Genomic DNA, 17,190 nt, shown 5'->3' with positions numbered 1-17,190 from the left:
ACCCTCACCCTAGCCCTCTCCCAGGGGGAGAGGGGACATCCACGGGCTCTCGGACCAGGTCCAAAGACTTCGTGGACGCTCACCTGGCGGCTCACGGGGAGGAGGCCCGGACGATCTTCGCCTGAAGACGCTTGTAGATTTCGAGCACGAGCCGCAACTCCTGCTCGGTCCGCTGCTCGATGGCGCCGTAGTCGCGGCTCTCGTAGCTCTCCCAGACGCCCTTGCTGGAGCCCTTGCGCTCCTGCAATCCCAGACGCCCCGCCATCTCCCGGGTGGTCTTGGGATAGAGGATGGACTCCTTGGGGAAGAGGAAGCTGGCCTCGTTGGCGAGGTCGATGGGGCGGGACTTGAAGAAGACCTCGAACAGCTCGGCCGGGCTGGCGATCTCGTTGAAGAGCGAGCGGCAGTAGAGCGCCGGGAGATCGAACTTGGAGATGCCCGCGCCACACACGACGAGGTCCACCGCCGGCTTGCCGAGCACCCGGACCTTCTCCTCGCGCTGGCGGCGCCATTCCTCCTCGAAGCGCGCCTTGATGGCCTCGAGCAGGGCGGCCTCGGACTCGAAGTTCCAGAGCCAGAGCCCCTGCACCTCGGGAGCGTCGGGGATGGGCTCCTCGAAACGCTTGCTGAAGAAGCACCCGCCCAGCAGCAGATGTCCCGGACGCGCGGGATTGACGGTGAGCGAGCTCAGGCTCGCGTTGCGGTCATCGGGAGGGGCGTAGGCCTCCAGGTCGAAGAACAGCATGGGGTGGAGGCTACCACTCCCGGCGCGGGCACGGCCGTGCAGCGGATGACACTCGCCACGGCGGGATTCCTGACATGGACACTCACCCTGTCGTGCAGACATCACCCTCCAGGAAGTGGCGGCCCGACGCGTCGGAAAAGTGCTTGGATGGAGCCGCGAGGAAACGCATTCCCAGGAGGCATCCCCTGCCATCTCCCAAGCAGACACTGTGCGCCGCGCTGGCGGCCGGGTGCTTCTTCACCACCACCGTGGCCGAGGCGCGCTTCGGCAAGTCGGGCGGCTCGTCCTCGAGCTCGTCCTCGTCCGGAGGCTCGCGCTCCTCGGGCTCCGGCTCGTCTTCGTCCGGCGGCGCACGCGCCTCGGGCTCCAGCTCTTCCGGGAGCGGCTCTGGAGGGTGGCGCGCGCGCGAGCACGGCAGCAGCGCCGTCAACGGCGGGAAGTCCCGGGTCCACGATGCCACGCCGGTGAGCCGGAGCCCGGACGGCTCACCGGACCCCGGCGGCGACGATGGAGGGGGCAAGGATCCGCGTCCCCGAGGGCCCATCCTCACACCGGGCATGGCGTGGATCCCCGTGTCCGGGGCGTATGTTCCGTATTACCGCCGGTACCGCCCGCGTCCAGCGACGCAGGAGCCGGAGGAGCCGAACCATCCGGTGATGGTGCGGATGGGAGTGCAGGCGAACGCGCTCAAGGACGGCGGAGCGGTGGGGTTCAACCTGGGCATCGAGGAGCGGCGCTGGGGCGTCTCCACGCACTTCACGGCGCTGACGCTGAACACGGACGACGGCTCGGAGGGAAAGGACCACATCCATCTGGCGGACGTGGCCCTGACTTTCTCTCCGATCGCGAGTGAACGGGGCCGGATGAGGTGGGAAGCGGGCGTGGCCATGGCGCGAGCGCCGGACATCACCTTCATCGGCCCGAGCCTGGCGCTGTCATTCGAGCGGTGCCTGTTCGGCCCGTTCGACGTGGAGGGCCGGTTGCAGTGGGTACCGCTGCCACATTTGCAACTGGATGGACAGGCGGCCCTGGCGATGCACATGGGGGCGATGACGGTGAGGGCGGGCTGGCGCGGGCTGCTGCTGGATGACCGGGGGCACCTGGATGGGGTGGTGCACCGGGACAAGATGGGCGGCCCGTTCGTGGGCCTCGGCCTGCACTTCTGAGGGGGCTTTCAGCAGGTCGACATCAGAATATGGGGGCATGTATCCTGCGGGGACATGCAGGGCGCGGACTCGAGAAGACACCCCATCACGCGACGGCAGTCATGGCCATGCCTGCTGCTGTGGATTGCATGGGGATGTCTACCAGGCAGACCGCCACCGGGAGTCCTGCGGATCGATCCCGAGAATCCTCCAGCGGGCGTCCCGGGCCCCATGCCCGGCGTTGGGCCGTTCGACTCCCGCTGGGATGCATTGCTCGCAGCCTGTCCGGTGCTCCTCTCACAACCACGCGCGACTGCTGGGCACCAGAGCGACATGAACTTTGGCGCGCGCTGGAGAGCCTCCACTGAGTATTGCTCCTGGCTGTACTACACGCCTGCCGGGAAATACGAAATGAGCATGCTGGTGGAGAGTTCTGAGCCGATCCCACCGGATAACATGGGTGAACGAGGCTGTAGGATGCCTGCGTTCGTGGATGACCAGCGGTATCCACCGCGAAGCCTCAAGCACCTCTACGTCCTCCACAACCATCCCGCTGTCCCCACTCATCTTTCCGAGAAGGACATCGCCGCCCTCGTCAACGTGGCGAGGATTCATGGAGAGTACGTCGAAACGAAAGAAGGAAGGATTCCCGTCGGCATCGTCGCATTCTTTTCCAATTCCCCTTCGCCCGGTCCCACGGATTGCGATGGTTTTTTCGAGTATGGATTGGGAAGCAAGGACGTGGTCAGGTGGACACCGGATGGACGAGGCACGTGGCGTCGGGAGAGCGCGGGTACCGTGACGTGGCTCAATAAAACCAGGTTCCGCTTCGAGCCGAAGTAGGGCAGAACCCGACAGGATCCGCGGGGAATGTGCTCCATGAGGACGAAACACCTGATACCTGGCCTCGCCGTCATCCTCGGGAGCTGCACGTGGTTTCCATTCTCCCGCCCGGCCCCCGTGGAGGATGACCGCTCGATTGTATTCCCACGGTTCTTCGAGCGCTCCACCGTCCAACTGGGCGCGGGTGGTCAACCGTATGAGCTGGATGGAGCGGTGCTTCGAGCCGTCATGATCGCCGCCAACGACTTCCTACCTCCCGGTGGCAAGAAGCAACCGTGTTGGAAGAGGCAGGAAGCGCATCGTTATCGAATCATCCGGCAGGGGGACATCGTCTTCGTCCGTATCGACGATGACCTCGAGTCCTGCGGACTGCAATACGTGTCGTTGGATACGGGCGCCACGTATGCCATCCACACGGACGGCCGCATCCTCCGGCGCGTGTTCGATGGGCAGCCCGGCGCCGAGCCCCTCCGCGCGGAGGCGTTCGATGTAGGCCGTCCAGGCGCATCCGCGGATGCGGCCGTGCCCACGACCGTTGACGACGCATCCCAACAAGACGGTGGTTCCGGGTCTTCGTCTTCGAGCCCCGAGCCTGCCGTGCCATCCACCCTGGATGGCGGCACTCCGCCCATGCCATAACCAGGCGAGCGGTCGAGCGGAGAAGCGGCGCGTCATCCCGGAGGGAGACTCCCGGAGCGGGGATTTTCACGATATGTGGGGCGGACTGCCGGACTCCGCCATGACCCCACGTCCTCCCTGTCGCCCGCTGCCCGCGGATGGCCGCTTCCTCCAGGCCATCGCCCCCACGCCACTCGTCCCCGTCCGCCTCGACGTCGAGGGCCCCACCATCTGGTGCAAGCTGGAGTTCCTCAACCCGAGCGGCTCCACCAAGGATCGCATCGCGCGCTACATGCTGGAGAAGGCGTGGCGGCTGGGCGAGCTGTGCCCGGGCGGCGAGGTCGTGGAGGCCTCGAGCGGCTCGACGAGCATCGCGCTGGCGCTGGCCTCGGCGCAGATGGGCCTGAAGTTCACCGCCGTCATGCCCGAGGGCGTCACGGGCGAGCGCGTGCTCACCATCCGCGCCTACGGTGGCAACGTGGAGCTGGTGCCGCGCGACTCGGGCATCCGGGGCGCCATCGCTCGGGCGGAGGAGATCGCCCGGGAGCGAAAGGCCTTCGCGCCGCGTCAGTTCGAGAACCCGGACAACGCGGAAGCGCACCGGGTGTGGACGGGGCAGGAGATTCTGTCCCAGGTGCCGGGCGGGCTGGTGCACGCGGTGGTGAGCGGCGTGGGCACGGGCGGCACGGTGGTGGGGCTGTACCAGGCCTTCGCCGAGGCGGGTTGCCCGGTGGCTCCCTTCGTGGCGCGGCCCATCTCGGGGCTGGGCACCGACATCGAGTGCTGCAGCTTCAGCTCGCGCGTGCCGGGCGTGGTGGACGGCCTGTCTCGGCTGTACCGCGAGGCGGACCTGCCGGGGCTGGTGGAGCTGAACATCTCGGACGAGGTGGCGATGAGCACCGCGCGGGCGCTCATCCGCCGGGGCTTCCCGGTGGGGCCCTCGTCGGGGCTCAACTACGCGGCGGCGGTGGAGGCGGCGAAGCGGCTGGGCCCACAGGCGCAGGTGGTGACGCTCTTCCCGGACCGCATGGAGCGCTACTTCTCCACCGAGCTGCTGCAACCCAGAGCATGAACTCCCCACGGACCACGCCGGAGGCCGCCGAGGCCGGGCTCGAGGAACTGCGCATGCTGCACGCCCTGAATCGCGCGGTGGACGATCTCATCGAGGGGTGCATCCGGGAGCAGCTGTCCCTGGCGCAGACCTTCCAGCGGATATTGCCCGCGGTGCTGAAGGAGATGGGGGCGCAGGGCATCGCCGTCACCACGCGCAACGAGGAACTGGCCGAGCAGACCTTCCACGCGGGGGACTTCGGCGGCGTCTTCCCGGGTCCGCTGCTCGCCGGGCCGCATGGCACGCGGCGCCAGGGAGACGGCACGCTGGTGAGCCAGACGCTGGACGTGATGGGCCAGACGGTGGGGCACATCGGCCTGTACCTGGCGGGAGACCACACGCGGCCCGAGCACGCCCAGCACCTGGAGCACATGCTGGACACCGTGGCCGAGCAGCTCGACACGGTGCTGCTGTTGGTGCACACGGCGTGTGAGAAGCAGGAGCTGATCCTCCGGCTCAACCAGTTGCTGTCCAACCCCGTCTTCGAGGCGGGCATGGACCAGGTGGTGCTGACACTGGCGCAGCAGGTGCGGGTGCCGGGCTTCCTGCTGGTGTATCGGGACGCGGTGCGGCCCTCGGTGCTGCACTACCGGGTGTACCGCAACGGGCACCTGGAGCACGACTCGGGGGACAAGCCCTCGACGGAGCTGGACGCGCTGCTGCGTGCGCACGGCGCCGAGTTGCTCCAGCCGGGTGAGGAGCGGCTCAAGCAGGCGCTGGGACAGCCGCGGGTGATGGAGGCGGTGCTCATCTCGGGCCACCTGCAGAGCAAGCAACTGGGCCGCATCCTGCTGTGGTCGGGCGAGGAGGGCTTCTCCAGCCACACGATGGACCTGGTGCGGGTGCTGGCCTCGACGCTGAGCCAGCGGCTGGTGGACTACAACCGCGAGCGCACGCACCTGTCGAAGTTCTTCCCGGCGGAGACCATCGACGAGCTGTTGCAGGTACCGGACTACGCGGCGCGCTACCTGGTGGGGCGGGACGAGGAGGTGGGGATCCTCTTCGCGGACCTCAACGGCTTCACGCGGCTGTGCGAGCAACTGGAGAGCCCGGCGCGCATTGGCCGTTTCGTGGACCGGTGGAGCGCGCGGATGGTGGAGCTGCTGTGGAGGCACGGGGGCGTGTTCGACAAGATGGTGGGTGACTGCATCATCGGCTTCTTCGGCCCGCCGTTCTTCCGGAGTGGCCGGCGCGAGCGGTGCGAGGCCCTGGTGCGGGCGGCGTGTGACATCCAGCGCACCACGGTGGCGATGAGCGCGGATCCGGAAGTGCGGACCATCTGCGAGCGGGTGGGGATGCCGGGGTTGGGAGTGGCGGTGGGACTCAACCTGGCGCCGACGCTGTGCGGCCTGTTCGGACCGAACCAGGACTACACGGGCTTCTCGACGGGGATGAACCAGACGGCGCGGCTGCAATCGCTGGCGGGGTTCCGGGAGATGCTGGTGATGGAGCCGGTGAAACAGGCGCTGGAGGGGAGCCAGGACCCCATCATCCAATCCCTGCGTTACGGCGAGCTGACGGAGACCCCGGTGAAGAACGTGGCGAAGCCCCTGCGCCACCACCGGCTCCACATGCCGGACTGAAGCACGGACGCACAGCACCACGGACACACAGCACCACGGACACACAGCACCACGGACACACAGCACCACGGACACACAGCACCACGGACGCACAGCACGGAGACACCGAGGTCCTCAATATCCCCTCGCCCTCCGGGAGAGGGACGGGGTGAGGGTGCCACGGGTCCCGGGTTGCACCCCTTACGAGCGGGACGAGGGCCGGGAAGAGCGGGCCTCGGGGGCGCGGATGACCTTGGCCTGGGTGGTGAGCTCGCGGGAGCGCTGAAACGGGAGGAGGAGGGCGGCGAGCTGGGCGAGGACGAGGCCCAGGGACATGAGGGCGGTGTTCCCGGGGCTCCATCGCTGAACGAGGACGGCGCAGATGGCCATGAGAATGGCGACCACGACCGCGAGCCACAGCACCTTGGTACCGACCTTCATGGCGCCCACCTCCGGGGAATGACAGAGGAGGCCATTGCGACGGGTGTGCCACCGGTGCTCGCCTCGGGAGACTGGGGTCACACAAGCCACACCGAGGCGATCCGCCACAGGAGCGGGTGCGGCAATCCGGGAGACTGGGGCGTTCCGCCACAGCTCCCGCTCCCAGGGGGAGAGGGGAAATCCGTCACGCGGTGCGGAAGGGCCCGGTGACCTCGAAGGTGATGCCGTTGCTGGAGGAGCCGGTGGTGCCGCGCTGGGAGCTGAAGTACAGCCGCTTGCCATCCGGGCTGAATGCGGGGCCACAAATCTCCGAGCTGTTGTGGCCCACGAGCTGGAGGAACGGGGCCACCACCCGGCCCGGGGTGATGATGCAGATCTGCAGGTCTCCCCCGTCCTCGGCGACGTAGATATCCCCGGCGGAGGACACGGTGACGTTGTCCACGCCGGTGAGGGGCGAGTTCGGGTAGAGGTTGTCGTCGTAGATGATCTCCAGGCGCGAGGTCGCGGGGGTATAGGCCCAGACGCGGTTGTCGCCCTTGGTGGTGAAGTAGACGACGCCGCGGTCGTACCAGCAGCCCTCGCCGCCGTTGAAGACGGAGGTCTGCGAGGCATTGCTCTGTTGGGAGGCGGGCTTGGTCGAGGACACGGCCACCCACGTCACGGTGGCACCGGTCAGGGGGTCTCCGGACACGCGGGCGGCCTCGAGCGTCCCCGAGCCGAGCGAGGGATAGGCGGAGGGGGTGAAGCGGTAGAAGCGGCCGCTGGTGCTGTCCTCGGTGAGGTAGAGGCGGAAGTCATCGGAGTCCACGGCGACGGCCTCATGGGCGAAGGTGCCGAGGGCGGAGCGCACCACCCCCTGCGAGGACCTCGTCACATCGCACTCCCAGACGCGGCCGCCGGAGTACTCCTCGCAGGAGAGCCAGGAGCCCCAGGGGGTGGGACCGCCGGCGCAGTTGGAGGTGGTGTTGGAGAGGATGCGGTACGCGCCGACGATGGCGCCACCGGCATCGAACTTGAGGGCCGAGGCGCCGCCGGTGCCCGAGCCCTTCTCGGAGTTGGAGGTGTAGATCCACCCGCCGCCGGAGACGGGGAAGCAGGCGCCGCCGTCGGGAGCGCCGTGCCAGGTGTAACCGGTGCTGGCCACCCTGGAGCCGGAGCGGGCGACGATGCGCGAGGAGAAGCCCGCGGGCAGCCGGACGCCGTTGACGTCGGCCGAGCCGGACATGGCGCCATAGGGGCTGGGACCGGGCTGGGCGGGGGCGGCATAGGCGTTGCGCCAGAAGGCCGGGCCCAGGGCGAGCGCGGAGCCACTGAGCGCGGACAAACGCAGGAAGTTGCGGCGATTGAGCTGCATGAAGCTCCTCGGGATGGGCGTGGAAGAGCAACCTCTCACGGCTTCATGGGGAGCCCGGGTCAACTCGGCGTCAGGAGTGTCTCACGGCCCTGTCACGGCCGTGCCGAGCCCTGGGTGCACGGGGGCCTGTATGCGGAACACCTGCTGGTGGAGGAGCACCACACGGTGACAGGGGTGCGCGGACGCGCGGGTGGGCTGGGACGCCCTGCGCCAAGGCGCCGCCCGCTGAGGCGGACGGCGCCGGGAGCTCAACTGCTCTTGCGCTGATTCTCGAGCAGGTAGTTGCCGTAGTCCTCGCGCAGCTTCGTCTTGAGGAACTTGCCGGTGGAGGTGCGCGGAATCTGCGGAATGAAGACGTAGTCATCCGGCAGCCACCACTTCACGAAGCGCTTCTCCAGGTGGGCGGCGAGCTCGTCCTTGGAGGCGGACTGGCCCGGCTTGAACACCACGGCGGCGAGGGGGCGCTCGTCCCACTTGGGGTCCTTGGCGGCGAACACGGCGGCCTCGAGCACGGCCGGGTGGGCCATGAGGGCGTTCTCCAGGTCCACGGAGCTGATCCACTCGCCGCCGGACTTGATGACGTCCTTGGAGCGATCGGTGATGCGCACGTAGCCGTCCGTATCGAGCGTGACGACATCCCCCGTCTTGAACCAGCCATCCGGGGTGAAGCGGTCCGGGCCCTCGCCGCCGTAGTACGAGGAGGCGACCCAGGGTCCGCGCACCTCCAACTCCCCCATGGTGGAGCCGTCCCAGGGGAGCACCTTGCCGTCGTCGCTCACGTGGCGCACCTCGACGAGCGGGAGGGCGAAGCCCTGAGTGGCGCGGATGGCGAGCCGGTCCTCCTGCGGCAGATGCTCGTGGTGGCGGCGCGGGCGCGCGATGGTGCCCACGGGGTTGAGCTCGGTCATGCCCCAGGCGTGGGTGACGACGAGCCCGTGGCGGTGGAGGAAGCCGGCGATCATCGCGGGAGGCGCGGCCGAGCCGCCGATGGCCATGGTGCGCACGGAGCGCAAATCCCAGCGCTTCGGCTCCTGGTCGAGCAGGGCGAGGATGCCGAGCCAGATGGTGGGCACGCCGGCGGCGAGGGTGACGTGCTCGCCAGCCATGAGGTCCAACAGCGAGGTGGGATCGAGGTGGGGCCCGGGGAAGACGAGCCGGGCGCCGGTGAAGACGGCGGCATGGGGCATGCCCCAGGCGGCGGCGTGGAACATGGGCACCACGGGGAGGATGGCGTCCGGCTCGCCGATGCCGAAGGTATCGGTCATGCACAGGGCGAGCGCATGCAGCACACAGGAGCGGTGGGAGTAGAGGACGCCCTTGGGGTTGCCGGTGGTGCCGGAGGTGTAGCAGAGCATCGCCGAGGTGCGCTCGTCGAGCTCGGGCCAGGAGAAGGAGTCCTCCTCGGGGGCGAGCAGCTTCTCGTAGTCGAGGCGGCCGTCGGGGGTGGGGCCGTCATCGGGGATGACGATGACGTGTTGAACGGAGGGGACGGCGGCGATGAACTTCTCGAGGAGCGGCAGCAGCGAGCGGTCCACGACGATGACGCGGTCCTCGGCGTGGCGGGCGATATAGCCGAGATCGTTGGGGTGGAGCCGGAGGTTGAGGGTGTGGATGACGGCGCCCATGGAGGGCACGGCGAAGTAGAGCTCCAGGTGGCGGTGGTGGTTCCAGCTGAGCGAGGCCACGCGGTCGCCCGGCTTCACGCCGAGCCGGGTGAGGGCATGGGCGAGCTTGCAGGTGCGCCGGTAGAAGTCGGCGTAGGTATAGCGGTGGAGCGTCTTGTCCGGCTGGCGGCTGACAATCTCCGAGCGGCCGAAGTAGGTGCGGGCACGCTCGAGGAAGTGGGTGAGCGTGAGCGGGAAGTCCATCATGCGTCCGGTGAGCATCGGTGCATCCCCCATGGGTAGAGGGCACCGATGCTACCTCCAAACGCGCGGCTCACCCCTCCTTGAGACGCAGCACCACCTTGCCGGTGGCCTGGCGGGACTCCAGCTCGCGCAGGGCGTCGGCGGCCTGCTCCAGGGGGAACACCTTGCTCACCACCGGCTCCACGAAGCCCTTGTCCGCGAGCCCCGCCAGCGCCTTGCCGGCCTCCGCCGCGTACTGGGGCTTCTGCATCACGAAGGCACCCCACGCCACGCCCACCACGTCGATGTTGTTGAGCAGCAGCCGGTTCACCTTCACCTCGGGAATCCGTCCGCTCGCGAAGCCCACCACCAGCAGCCGGCCCTCGGGCGCGAGGCACTTGATGCTCTGGTCGAACATGTCCCCGCCCACCGAGTCGAACACCATGCCCACGCCCTTGCCCTTCGTCGCGTCCATCACCCGCGACACCCAGTCGCCCGAGGACAGGAAGGCCCGGTCCGCGCCCGCGCTGCGTGCCACCTCGGCCTTCTCCTCGGTGCTCACCACCGCGAACACCCGGGCCCCCGAGCCGCGCGCCACCTGGATGGCCGCCGTCCCCAACCCGCCGGCCCCGCCGTGGATCATCACCGTCTCGCCGGTGCGCAGCCGGCCCCGCCGGTGCAGCGCGAAGTAGGCCGTGTGGTAGTTCATCACCGTGCCCGCGGCGGCCTCGAAGCTCCAGCCCTCGGGGATGCGGAACGTCATGCCCGGCGCCACCGCCACCACGTCCGCCCAGCCCCCGAGCATGGTGAAGGCCATCACCTTGTCTCCGGCCTTCACGCCCGCGCCCGCCGGTGCGCTGCGCACCACGCCGGCCACGTCCACGCCCGGCACGAAGGGCAGCGGCGGCTTCATCTGGTACTTGCCCTGGGTCAGCAGCAAGTCCGGAAAGCTCACCCCGGCCGCCACCACGTCGATGAGCACCTGGTCACCCGCCTCGGGCTCCGGCACGTCCACCAGCTTCAAACCCTCGGGACCGTCCAACCGCTCGAGCTGCAGCGCGCGCATGATGTTGCTCCCCCGGCCATACGTGTAAGGCCGCTCGAAATGTAGGGGGAGCAGACTACTCCGTCCAACCCACGCGCGTCGCTGCCAATACCCGTATCACTCCCAGGAGGCCGGGGAAGCGGCTCGATACGAGATTTCCAAGCAATTCCAGACCAGGAATTCAGAGGGCCACGCGCTTCTTGCCGCGCACGAGCACATCCCACCACTTGAAGGTCATGGCGAGGAGGGAGTCCAGCTCGCGTGTGTCATTCGAGGGCGCGAGGGACTTGTAGCCTGGGAGGCAATAGGCGGCGATGGGCGAGGCGGAGAGGATGTGGAGGATGCCCTGCGAGAAGCCATCGCCCGCGTAGGCGACGCAGACGGGGAGGCGCATGCTCGCCAGGTCCTGGAGGGCGAAGGGAATCTTCTCGTCCACGGTGCCCACGCTGCCCTGGTACTTGCACTCGATGGCGAGCGCGGTGCGCGTGGTGGGCTCGAGCACGAAGATGTCCACGCGCCGTCCGCGGCCGGTGAGTGTCTTGCCGAGCTGCACCTCGCGGTACACCTTCACGCCGCGCGAAGCGAAGTTCTTCACGATGTATCTGGCCACCAGGTCCGCGTATTCGTGTCCAGTCATCCGGGCCCCTCCCGTCTGGCCTCTCACCCGCTCCGGGCGAGGCGCATCCCGTGCGCGTCCGCTGCCTCCTCGGGCACCGCCCCCTCGGCGCGCAGCCGCATGTGGGAGATGTCGAGCGCCTCGTCACAGATGTCGGTGCCCAGGAAGTCACGCCCGAGCCGTGCCGCCGCCACGCCCACGGAGCCCGAGCCCATGAAGGGATCCACCACCACGTCACCGGGCGAGCTGCTCTGGCGGATGAGCACCTCGCTGAGCGCGGGAGGCTTCTCCGCCGGGTAGCCGCGGTGGATGCGGGGCACGGGCAGCACGTCCGCCACGCCCAGGTCGCTCAACCGCCGCCGGCCCTTCTCGAAGAAGAGGATGAGCTCGTAGCGGGAGCGGTAGTGGTAACCCATGCCAATGTGCTGCTTGTCCCAGACGATGGGCTTCCAGAACCGGAATCCCGCGGCCTCGGCGAGCGGCCTGGCGACGAACATCGTCTCGGGATCGCAGAAGAGATAGAAGTGCGAGTCCCGCTTGAGCACGCGCCAGACCTCGGTGAACAGCTCGGGGAAGCGCTCGTTGGGGAAGATCCGGAACCAGTGGTTGCTGGACGCCTTGCTGCGCTTGAGACGCGTGGTGGTGCCGATGGCGCGGTGCTTCTCGAGGGACTCGTAGGGGGGGTCGGTGATGACGAGGTCCACCGAGGACTCCGGCAGGGTGCGGAGCCACTCGACGGCATCTCTGTGCGACAAGCGGTAGCGGGGCATGGGGATGTGCACCGGGGACGACCGGCGCGGGGCCAGCGTACCCGGGGAGTATGACATCCCCCGGCGCCCACCCTCCCCCAGGGGTCGGACGGGAGTATCCAGGAACGAGCAGATCAAACACCCTGGCCCGGAACACCCCCCCACGCCCCCACCGGCCTGATGCCCCGCGTGGACGAGGCCAGGCGCCATCGGCGGCGCTCCTCGGCCGGGTGGATGGCCCAGGCCGCGTTCACCAGGCCGATGTGGCTGAAGGCCTGGGGGAAGTTGCCCAGCAGCTCACCCCAGCAGCTCACCCATGAGGTTCGTGCCGATCGCCTCCCTGTCCACGCCCAGCGAGTCTCAGCACGTAGGCCTCGAGGTACACGCTGGGCGTGTCGAGGTCCGCCGAGGGCTCACGGGTGAAGCCCCGGCGCTGGTACATGCGCGCCACGCCGGCCGCGCCCCGGCGCACGTGCAGGCAGATGGCGGGCACGCCCCACTCGCGCGCCACCCGCTCGGCCGCCTCCATCAGCGGAATGGACAGGCCCTGCCCGTGGAGCTCCACCGAGGTGGCCAGGTGCCGCAGGTCCGCCGCGCCCGGCAGCCACGCCTCCGAGCCGGGCGCCCCCGGCGGCCACAACGCCACCGTCCCCACCACACGCCCATCCAGCTCCGCCACCAGCACCTTCGCCACCGCGCGTTTGCTCGCCGTGTCCCGGAGGCTCTGCTTGCGCGCCTCCGTGTACACCACCTCGGGTAGTTTCTTGGCGTACTGGGTCACGAACGCCTCCACCAGCAACTCGCCAATGGCCGCGTCGTCCTCGGTCCGCGCCTCGCGGATGACCACCCGCTTCAACAATTCCGTGTTCATGCGAGCGCCCCTCTACCACGGCCCCCTCCGCTCGGACTCCAGGGCCGCCTCGCGACGGTCCCGTGACATTTCCCTCGTGGATTTCCACATCTTGGGTGCCACGTGACCCAGGAGTCTCCCGCCACCCTGCCCCCTGGCCACGATTCGAGCGGCTTTGCACCCAGACACATACCCAGCCCTACCAACGAAGCGCGCTGGAATCCCATGCTTTCGACCCTGGCGATGTCGGCCAATGTGTTGCATTCGTCTCTGGCCTGGCATCTGCATATCAAACCAAGACAACGGTGCGATTCAGGCACACTCCGCCAGACGGGTAATCGCTGGTGGATGTGAGGAGGGAACCCCCATGGCGAGCGCGGCCCGGAAGCTTCAACTCAATCCTGTGGATCCGGAGAACCTGCTCGACCCCGTTCCCTTCTACAAGGAATTGAGGGAGCAGGATCCGGTGCACTGGTCGGACGTGGTGCACGGGTGGTTCCTCACGCGGCACGACGACGTGATGAACGGGCTGAGGGACTCGCGGCTGAGCGCGGACCGGGCCAAGGTGCTGGAGCACCAGTTCCAGCTCATGGGCCTGAGCCCCGAGTCCATCCGCGAGGTCACCGACACCTTCAAGCGGCAGATGGCCTGCAAGGACGGAGCGGCCCACCTGAAGCCGCGCCGGCAGACGGCGGCGGCCTTCGCCCCGCATGTGCTCGACAGCTGGCGGCCGCTCATCCACCGCACCCTGGTGAAGCACCTGGACAAGCTGCGCCACCGGCGCGAGGCGGACCTGGTTCCCGAGCTCTTCTACCAGATGCCCCCGCTCGTCATCGCGGAGCTGCTCGGCATTTCGGCCGAGGACCGCGAGCGCCTCCAGCAGTGGGGCGAGGCGGTGACGCAGCTGACCAGCACGGGGGCGGCCCGGAACATCGCGGAGGCCGCCCGCCAGGCCAACGAGGGGCAGGCGAAGATCAACCAGTTCCTCACCGCTCTCGTCGAGGAGCGCCACCGCGAGCCGGGAGACGACCTCGTCAGCTACATGCTGCGCTCGCAGGAGCAGGGCGGGATGACGACGGAGGAGGTGGTGGCCAACACCGGCCTGCTGCTCGCGGCCGGACACCTCACCACCACGGATCAGCTCGGCAACGGCCTGTACGAGCTGCTCACGAACCCGGACCAGCTCGCGCTGCTGCGCAAGGATCCCACGCTGCTCAAGCCGGCCATCGAGGAGATGATGCGGTTCGCCCCGCCGGTGCCCTTCGTGCACCGCATCGCCGTGGACAACATCGAGCTGCGCGGCCGGACCATCCGCAAGGGAGACGTGGTGTTCCTGGGGCTGGCGGCGGCCAACCATGATCCGGCGGCCTACAAGGACGCGGACCGCTTCGACATCACGAGAGATCCCCACCAGCAGAAGTCCATGAGCTTCGGCTTCGGGCCGCACCACTGCCTGGGGGCCGGCCTGGCCCGGCGCGAGCTGGAGATCGCCTTCGAGGAGCTGCTGCACCGCATGCCGGAGCTGCGGCTGGACGAGACGCGGATGCCGCGCATCAAGGCGGGCGGGCTGCTCTTCCGCGGCTTCGAGTCGCTGCCCGTGCGGTGGTGATACACCGCGAGACAGGTCAGCGGCGTGTTCTACACCGGGAAGGAGTGAGGAGGAGCAGTCGCTCCCCCATCACCGAATCAGTGACCGTTGCCCGACATGACCGCTCGGGCATGGAGCGTCTTGAGTACCTCGTTGCGGTCCTTGGACAGCACCAACTCCTCGAGGTCATTCGGGCCCACGGGGACGACCAGCACGTCATCCTTGCGGAAGGTCGCCGAGCGCGTGAGGAAGCCCTCCGTGAAGCCCCCCACGGCGACGAAGAAGCCGAGGCGGCAGCGGCCTCCCCGGTTCACGATCTTGTCGCGAAAGACGACGAGCTCACTCGGACCCACGGGCTTCGACCAGTTCTTGCACTCGACGATGACGTACTGGGACTGCTCGCCCACCCAGAAAGTCTCGGAGGACTCGTTACGGATGAAGATGTCGATCTCTTCGTCCCTGCTCTTGCGCCGGGTCTCGACATGCGTGAAGCCGTGCACGGTCTTGAAGAGGAGGACCATCAAGTCCTCCAGCAGCTTGCCCTTCCTGTGGTGGTCCGCCTCGGTCCGCACGGCATTCCACAAGTCGCGAATCTCCTTCTCGCGATCCTCGGCGCTGAGCGCGGCGAGCCGACGCTCCCGGATCGCCTCCGCGGCATTGCGGACCTTGATGCGCAGCAGCGCGGGTAGGGTGGGTACCTTCTCCAGGTAGTCATAGGCCCCATCGCGGAAGGCCCGGTCGATCATCGCTGGATCCGCGTAGCCCGTGGCCACGATGACCTTGGCCCCCGTGGGGACGATCTCCGACACGAGGTCGATGCCCGAGTCTCCACCCGCCTCGCCACTCAGCCGTTGGTCGAGTACCACCACGTCCCAGGTCGAGCCATGCAGCTTCGACAGGGCATTCGCCCGGTCGGCGGCCCACTCGACCTTGTACCCCTCGGGGGTGAGGACGTCGCGATACATCTCGAAGGACGCCTGCTCGTCATCGACCACCAGTACGTTTCCCAGGGGAATCACCGGCCACTCCTTTCCGCCAGCGGCACGCGCATCCGGAATCGGGCGCCACCACCGGGCCTCTCCACGCAGGCGATCTTCCCGCGCAGCTCGAACTCGATAACCTCCTTGACCAGGGCGAGCCCCTCTCCCGTCCCTCCAGGGCGCAAAGACACGCCTCTCTGGAAGATGCGCTCGCGGTGCTCCTCTGGCACACCCGGGCCATCATCGTCCACCGTCACCAGGATGTTTTGTCCGTCCTCCTCCAGCTTCAGTTCGATCTCGACATGCCGGGCGCTCGCCTGCTCGGCGTTGCGCAGCAGGTTGACGAGCGCGAGCACGAAGCGCTCCCGGTAGCCGAGCACCGGGGGAAGCTCGGTAGGACCGATGACCTGGATCTCCAAAGAGGTCGTGAGTGCCACCTGTGCATCCAGCACCGCACGCACGAAGTTGAAGGACTCCGGCGGCCGGGTCGCGAGCTCGGAAGTCTTGAGGAGATCCGTCACGAACTTGAAGACGCGAGAGATGCCCGGGTCGATTCGTGGCCGGAAGCGAGTCACCTCCGCCTCCGCGGTGCTGCCCACGAGGCTCTCGTAGAGCGAGTTCAAGGCGAACTGCGCTGGAATGAGCGCATTGCGGATTTCATGAGCCACCAGCCGCGCCTGGCGAGCAGCCGCCTGTGCGGAGCTGTGCAGGCTGGCCTCTGGCAGGGTCTTGCCTGTCGTACTGTCGAGCGCGGCCAGTGCCTCGTCCTGGCTGAGCGTCGTCGCCAGTACCGAGAACGGTGTCCCCGTAGACGAGTCCAGGGCCTGGAGAGCGTTGAGGCCAGAATCCGTCAACTCGTAGCCCACAATGAAGTCATCCTCTGGGAGACGGAGCAGTCCCATGGCGTTCAGACGGCGCATCGTGGCCCACGCATGAGGAAATTCGCTGTCACTCCAGACATCGATGGGCACGTGCATCACCGGCTGCGTGAGCAGGGCGGCCACTGTCTCCGTGCTGAGACGCCATTCGTCCAATGGTCCCGTTGATTGCGCGACCTCGATACTCAGGAGCCATTGAACCGCATCGCGTCCGGACAAGGAGACGAAGACATTGCCTATGGGGGTCAGAACAAGCCGGTCCATGACCCGCCGTACCGCGCGGATCTCGAGGGCGTAATCCGGAAGAGACATCCATGTGTCCGCGCCCGAGAAACTTTCCGTACGCGCCCAGGCGAGGTCGGCGAGCCGCTCGAGTTCGAACATGCGCGCCTTCGAAGGAACCGGTGGGGACAAACCAAGCCTCAACCCCATGGCGAACCCAACGTACTGCTCCACGTCCTCGCGCGTTCCTCCACGCAAGAAGCTCGTCTGCAGGGATACCGCGAGCACATCCGCGAAGCGCACTCCCCGGTCATGCGCCGTCCACATCCGGAACATCTGCGCGAGTTCCCGGTTGGGAAGCGACGCCGCGCGCTCCCGCTCCCACTTCTCGAACAGCTGGATGAACATGGAACGAACCCACGCCGGGTCCAGTGAGACGGGCTCCGGTTGCAACGGGCTCTCCGTGACATGCCGCAGTCGCAGAAGGTAACTCTTCAGATCCTCGACGAAGCTCATGGCGTATGGGCCATCTAGCAGAATGGCGCTGCCGATGCTCGGCTCCACCCGCCGCCCTCGAAGACCCTCACCCCGTCCCT

18 protein-coding genes are annotated in these 17,190 nt (G+C 67.9%); 6 read left to right on the top strand and 12 right to left on the bottom strand.

Annotation, left to right across the window (positions count from 1 at the left end):
• Positions 1–91 precede the first annotated feature (91 nt).
• Together Q664_RS19360 and Q664_RS56430 are read right to left on the bottom strand one after the other, a co-directional pair.
• Positions 92–745 (bottom strand): hypothetical protein, encoded by a 654-nt coding sequence (locus tag Q664_RS19360; protein WP_043397387.1) that lies wholly within the window; start codon positions 743–745, stop codon positions 92–94.
• 82 nt (positions 746–827) lie between these two features.
• On the bottom strand, positions 828–1,205 hold the full coding sequence (locus tag Q664_RS56430; RefSeq protein ID WP_152622205.1) for a hypothetical protein: 378 nt from the start codon (positions 1,203–1,205) through the stop codon (positions 828–830).
• 97 nt (positions 1,206–1,302) lie between these two features.
• Here Q664_RS56430 and Q664_RS56425 point away from each other — a divergent pair, with 97 nt between their 5' ends.
• The 5 genes from Q664_RS56425 to Q664_RS19340 all read left to right on the top strand — a co-directional run bounded on the left by Q664_RS56425 (position 1,303) and on the right by Q664_RS19340 (position 6,045).
• Positions 1,303–1,911: a porin family protein gene (locus Q664_RS56425; protein WP_160174448.1), complete on the top strand. Its 609-nt coding sequence runs from the start codon at positions 1,303–1,305 to the stop codon at positions 1,909–1,911.
• Positions 1,912–2,301: 390 nt separating this feature from the next.
• Positions 2,302–2,733: a hypothetical protein gene (locus Q664_RS54945; protein ID WP_235216776.1), complete on the top strand. Its 432-nt coding sequence runs from the start codon at positions 2,302–2,304 to the stop codon at positions 2,731–2,733.
• Positions 2,734–2,769: 36 nt separating this feature from the next.
• Positions 2,770–3,372 (top strand): hypothetical protein, encoded by a 603-nt coding sequence (locus Q664_RS19350; RefSeq protein ID WP_043397385.1) that lies wholly within the window; start codon positions 2,770–2,772, stop codon positions 3,370–3,372.
• Positions 3,373–3,472: 100 nt separating this feature from the next.
• A complete protein-coding gene (locus tag Q664_RS19345; RefSeq protein WP_043397491.1) occupies positions 3,473–4,423 on the top strand; it encodes a PLP-dependent cysteine synthase family protein in 951 nt (316 codons plus the stop codon).
• Positions 4,420–6,045, top strand: coding sequence for an adenylate/guanylate cyclase domain-containing protein (locus tag Q664_RS19340; protein WP_052518370.1), 1,626 nt, complete (start codon positions 4,420–4,422; stop codon positions 6,043–6,045). Before Q664_RS19345 ends, Q664_RS19340 begins: the two co-directional genes overlap by 4 nt.
• Before the next feature lie 180 nt (positions 6,046–6,225).
• Here the strand turns inward: Q664_RS19340 and Q664_RS19335 are convergent, their stop codons facing one another.
• The 8 genes from Q664_RS19335 to Q664_RS19300 form a co-directional block, all read right to left on the bottom strand.
• The gene (locus Q664_RS19335; RefSeq protein WP_043397383.1) at positions 6,226–6,465 is read right to left on the bottom strand and encodes a hypothetical protein; all 240 of its coding nucleotides are present in this window, start codon (positions 6,463–6,465) and stop codon (positions 6,226–6,228) included.
• Positions 6,466–6,649: 184 nt separating this feature from the next.
• Entirely contained in the window at positions 6,650–7,819 is a 1,170-nt protein-coding gene (locus Q664_RS19330) for an alkaline phosphatase PhoX (RefSeq protein WP_043397381.1), read from the bottom strand.
• A gap of 248 nt (positions 7,820–8,067) precedes the next feature.
• The gene (locus Q664_RS19325; RefSeq protein WP_043397485.1) at positions 8,068–9,705 is read right to left on the bottom strand and encodes a long-chain fatty acid--CoA ligase; all 1,638 of its coding nucleotides are present in this window, start codon (positions 9,703–9,705) and stop codon (positions 8,068–8,070) included.
• Positions 9,706–9,757: 52 nt separating this feature from the next.
• Positions 9,758–10,732, bottom strand: coding sequence for an NADPH:quinone oxidoreductase family protein (locus Q664_RS19320; RefSeq protein ID WP_043397378.1), 975 nt, complete (start codon positions 10,730–10,732; stop codon positions 9,758–9,760).
• Positions 10,733–10,892: 160 nt separating this feature from the next.
• Positions 10,893–11,348, bottom strand: a complete 456-nt coding sequence (locus tag Q664_RS19315) for a PD-(D/E)XK nuclease superfamily protein (protein ID WP_043397375.1) — start codon at positions 11,346–11,348, stop codon at positions 10,893–10,895.
• A gap of 23 nt (positions 11,349–11,371) precedes the next feature.
• The gene (locus tag Q664_RS19310) at positions 11,372–12,154 is read right to left on the bottom strand and encodes a DNA-methyltransferase (protein WP_235216775.1); all 783 of its coding nucleotides are present in this window, start codon (positions 12,152–12,154) and stop codon (positions 11,372–11,374) included.
• Positions 12,155–12,210: 56 nt separating this feature from the next.
• Entirely contained in the window at positions 12,211–12,390 is a 180-nt protein-coding gene (locus tag Q664_RS19305; protein ID WP_043397373.1) for a hypothetical protein, read from the bottom strand.
• Complete coding sequence (locus Q664_RS19300) at positions 12,387–12,947, bottom strand: GNAT family N-acetyltransferase (RefSeq protein ID WP_052518369.1); 561 nt, start codon at positions 12,945–12,947, stop codon at positions 12,387–12,389. The genes Q664_RS19305 and Q664_RS19300 overlap by 4 nt, the downstream gene beginning before the upstream one ends.
• A 346-nt stretch (positions 12,948–13,293) precedes the next feature.
• Between Q664_RS19300 and Q664_RS19295 the strand changes: the two genes are divergently transcribed.
• On the top strand, positions 13,294–14,535 hold the full coding sequence (locus Q664_RS19295; protein ID WP_043397370.1) for a cytochrome P450: 1,242 nt from the start codon (positions 13,294–13,296) through the stop codon (positions 14,533–14,535).
• Positions 14,536–14,612: 77 nt separating this feature from the next.
• On the opposite strand, the gene Q664_RS19290 is transcribed toward Q664_RS19295, so the two are convergent.
• Together Q664_RS19290 and Q664_RS52340 are read right to left on the bottom strand one after the other, a co-directional pair.
• Positions 14,613–15,533 (bottom strand): response regulator, encoded by a 921-nt coding sequence (locus Q664_RS19290; RefSeq protein WP_043397367.1) that lies wholly within the window; start codon positions 15,531–15,533, stop codon positions 14,613–14,615.
• Positions 15,530–17,110 (bottom strand): sensor histidine kinase, encoded by a 1,581-nt coding sequence (locus tag Q664_RS52340; protein WP_160174447.1) that lies wholly within the window; start codon positions 17,108–17,110, stop codon positions 15,530–15,532. The genes Q664_RS19290 and Q664_RS52340 overlap by 4 nt, the downstream gene beginning before the upstream one ends.
• Positions 17,111–17,190 lie beyond the last annotated feature (80 nt).

The organism is Archangium violaceum Cb vi76 (genome assembly GCF_000733295.1).
Taxonomy (GTDB): domain Bacteria; phylum Myxococcota; class Myxococcia; order Myxococcales; family Myxococcaceae; genus Archangium; species Archangium violaceum.
The sequence above is the reverse complement of the archived record's forward strand: the minus strand, read 5'-3'. Positions and strand labels throughout refer to the sequence as shown.

Bases quoted from the DNA above. Each gene is read 5' to 3' on its own strand.
- Q664_RS19315 (WP_043397375.1), bottom strand. From the start codon at position 11,348: ATGACTGGACACGAATACGCGGACCTGGTGGCCAGATACATCGTGAAG.
- Q664_RS56425 (WP_160174448.1), top strand. From the start codon at position 1,303: ATGGCGTGGATCCCCGTGTCCGGGGCGTATGTTCCGTATTACCGCCGG.
- Q664_RS19340 (WP_052518370.1), top strand. From the start codon at position 4,420: ATGAACTCCCCACGGACCACGCCGGAGGCCGCCGAGGCCGGGCTCGAG.
- Q664_RS54945 (WP_235216776.1), top strand. From the start codon at position 2,302: ATGAGCATGCTGGTGGAGAGTTCTGAGCCGATCCCACCGGATAACATG.
- Q664_RS19360 (WP_043397387.1), bottom strand. From the start codon at position 745: ATGCTGTTCTTCGACCTGGAGGCCTACGCCCCTCCCGATGACCGCAAC.
- Q664_RS19345 (WP_043397491.1), top strand. From the start codon at position 3,473: ATGACCCCACGTCCTCCCTGTCGCCCGCTGCCCGCGGATGGCCGCTTC.
- Q664_RS19295 (WP_043397370.1), top strand. From the start codon at position 13,294: ATGGCGAGCGCGGCCCGGAAGCTTCAACTCAATCCTGTGGATCCGGAG.
- Q664_RS19335 (WP_043397383.1), bottom strand. From the start codon at position 6,465: ATGAAGGTCGGTACCAAGGTGCTGTGGCTCGCGGTCGTGGTCGCCATT.
- Q664_RS19310 (WP_235216775.1), bottom strand. From the start codon at position 12,154: ATGTCATACTCCCCGGGTACGCTGGCCCCGCGCCGGTCGTCCCCGGTG.
- Q664_RS19330 (WP_043397381.1), bottom strand. From the start codon at position 7,819: ATGCAGCTCAATCGCCGCAACTTCCTGCGTTTGTCCGCGCTCAGTGGC.
- Q664_RS19325 (WP_043397485.1), bottom strand. From the start codon at position 9,705: ATGCTCACCGGACGCATGATGGACTTCCCGCTCACGCTCACCCACTTC.
- Q664_RS19320 (WP_043397378.1), bottom strand. From the start codon at position 10,732: ATGCGCGCGCTGCAGCTCGAGCGGTTGGACGGTCCCGAGGGTTTGAAG.
- Q664_RS19350 (WP_043397385.1), top strand. From the start codon at position 2,770: ATGAGGACGAAACACCTGATACCTGGCCTCGCCGTCATCCTCGGGAGC.
- Q664_RS52340 (WP_160174447.1), bottom strand. From the start codon at position 17,110: ATGAGCTTCGTCGAGGATCTGAAGAGTTACCTTCTGCGACTGCGGCAT.
- Q664_RS19300 (WP_052518369.1), bottom strand. From the start codon at position 12,947: ATGAACACGGAATTGTTGAAGCGGGTGGTCATCCGCGAGGCGCGGACC.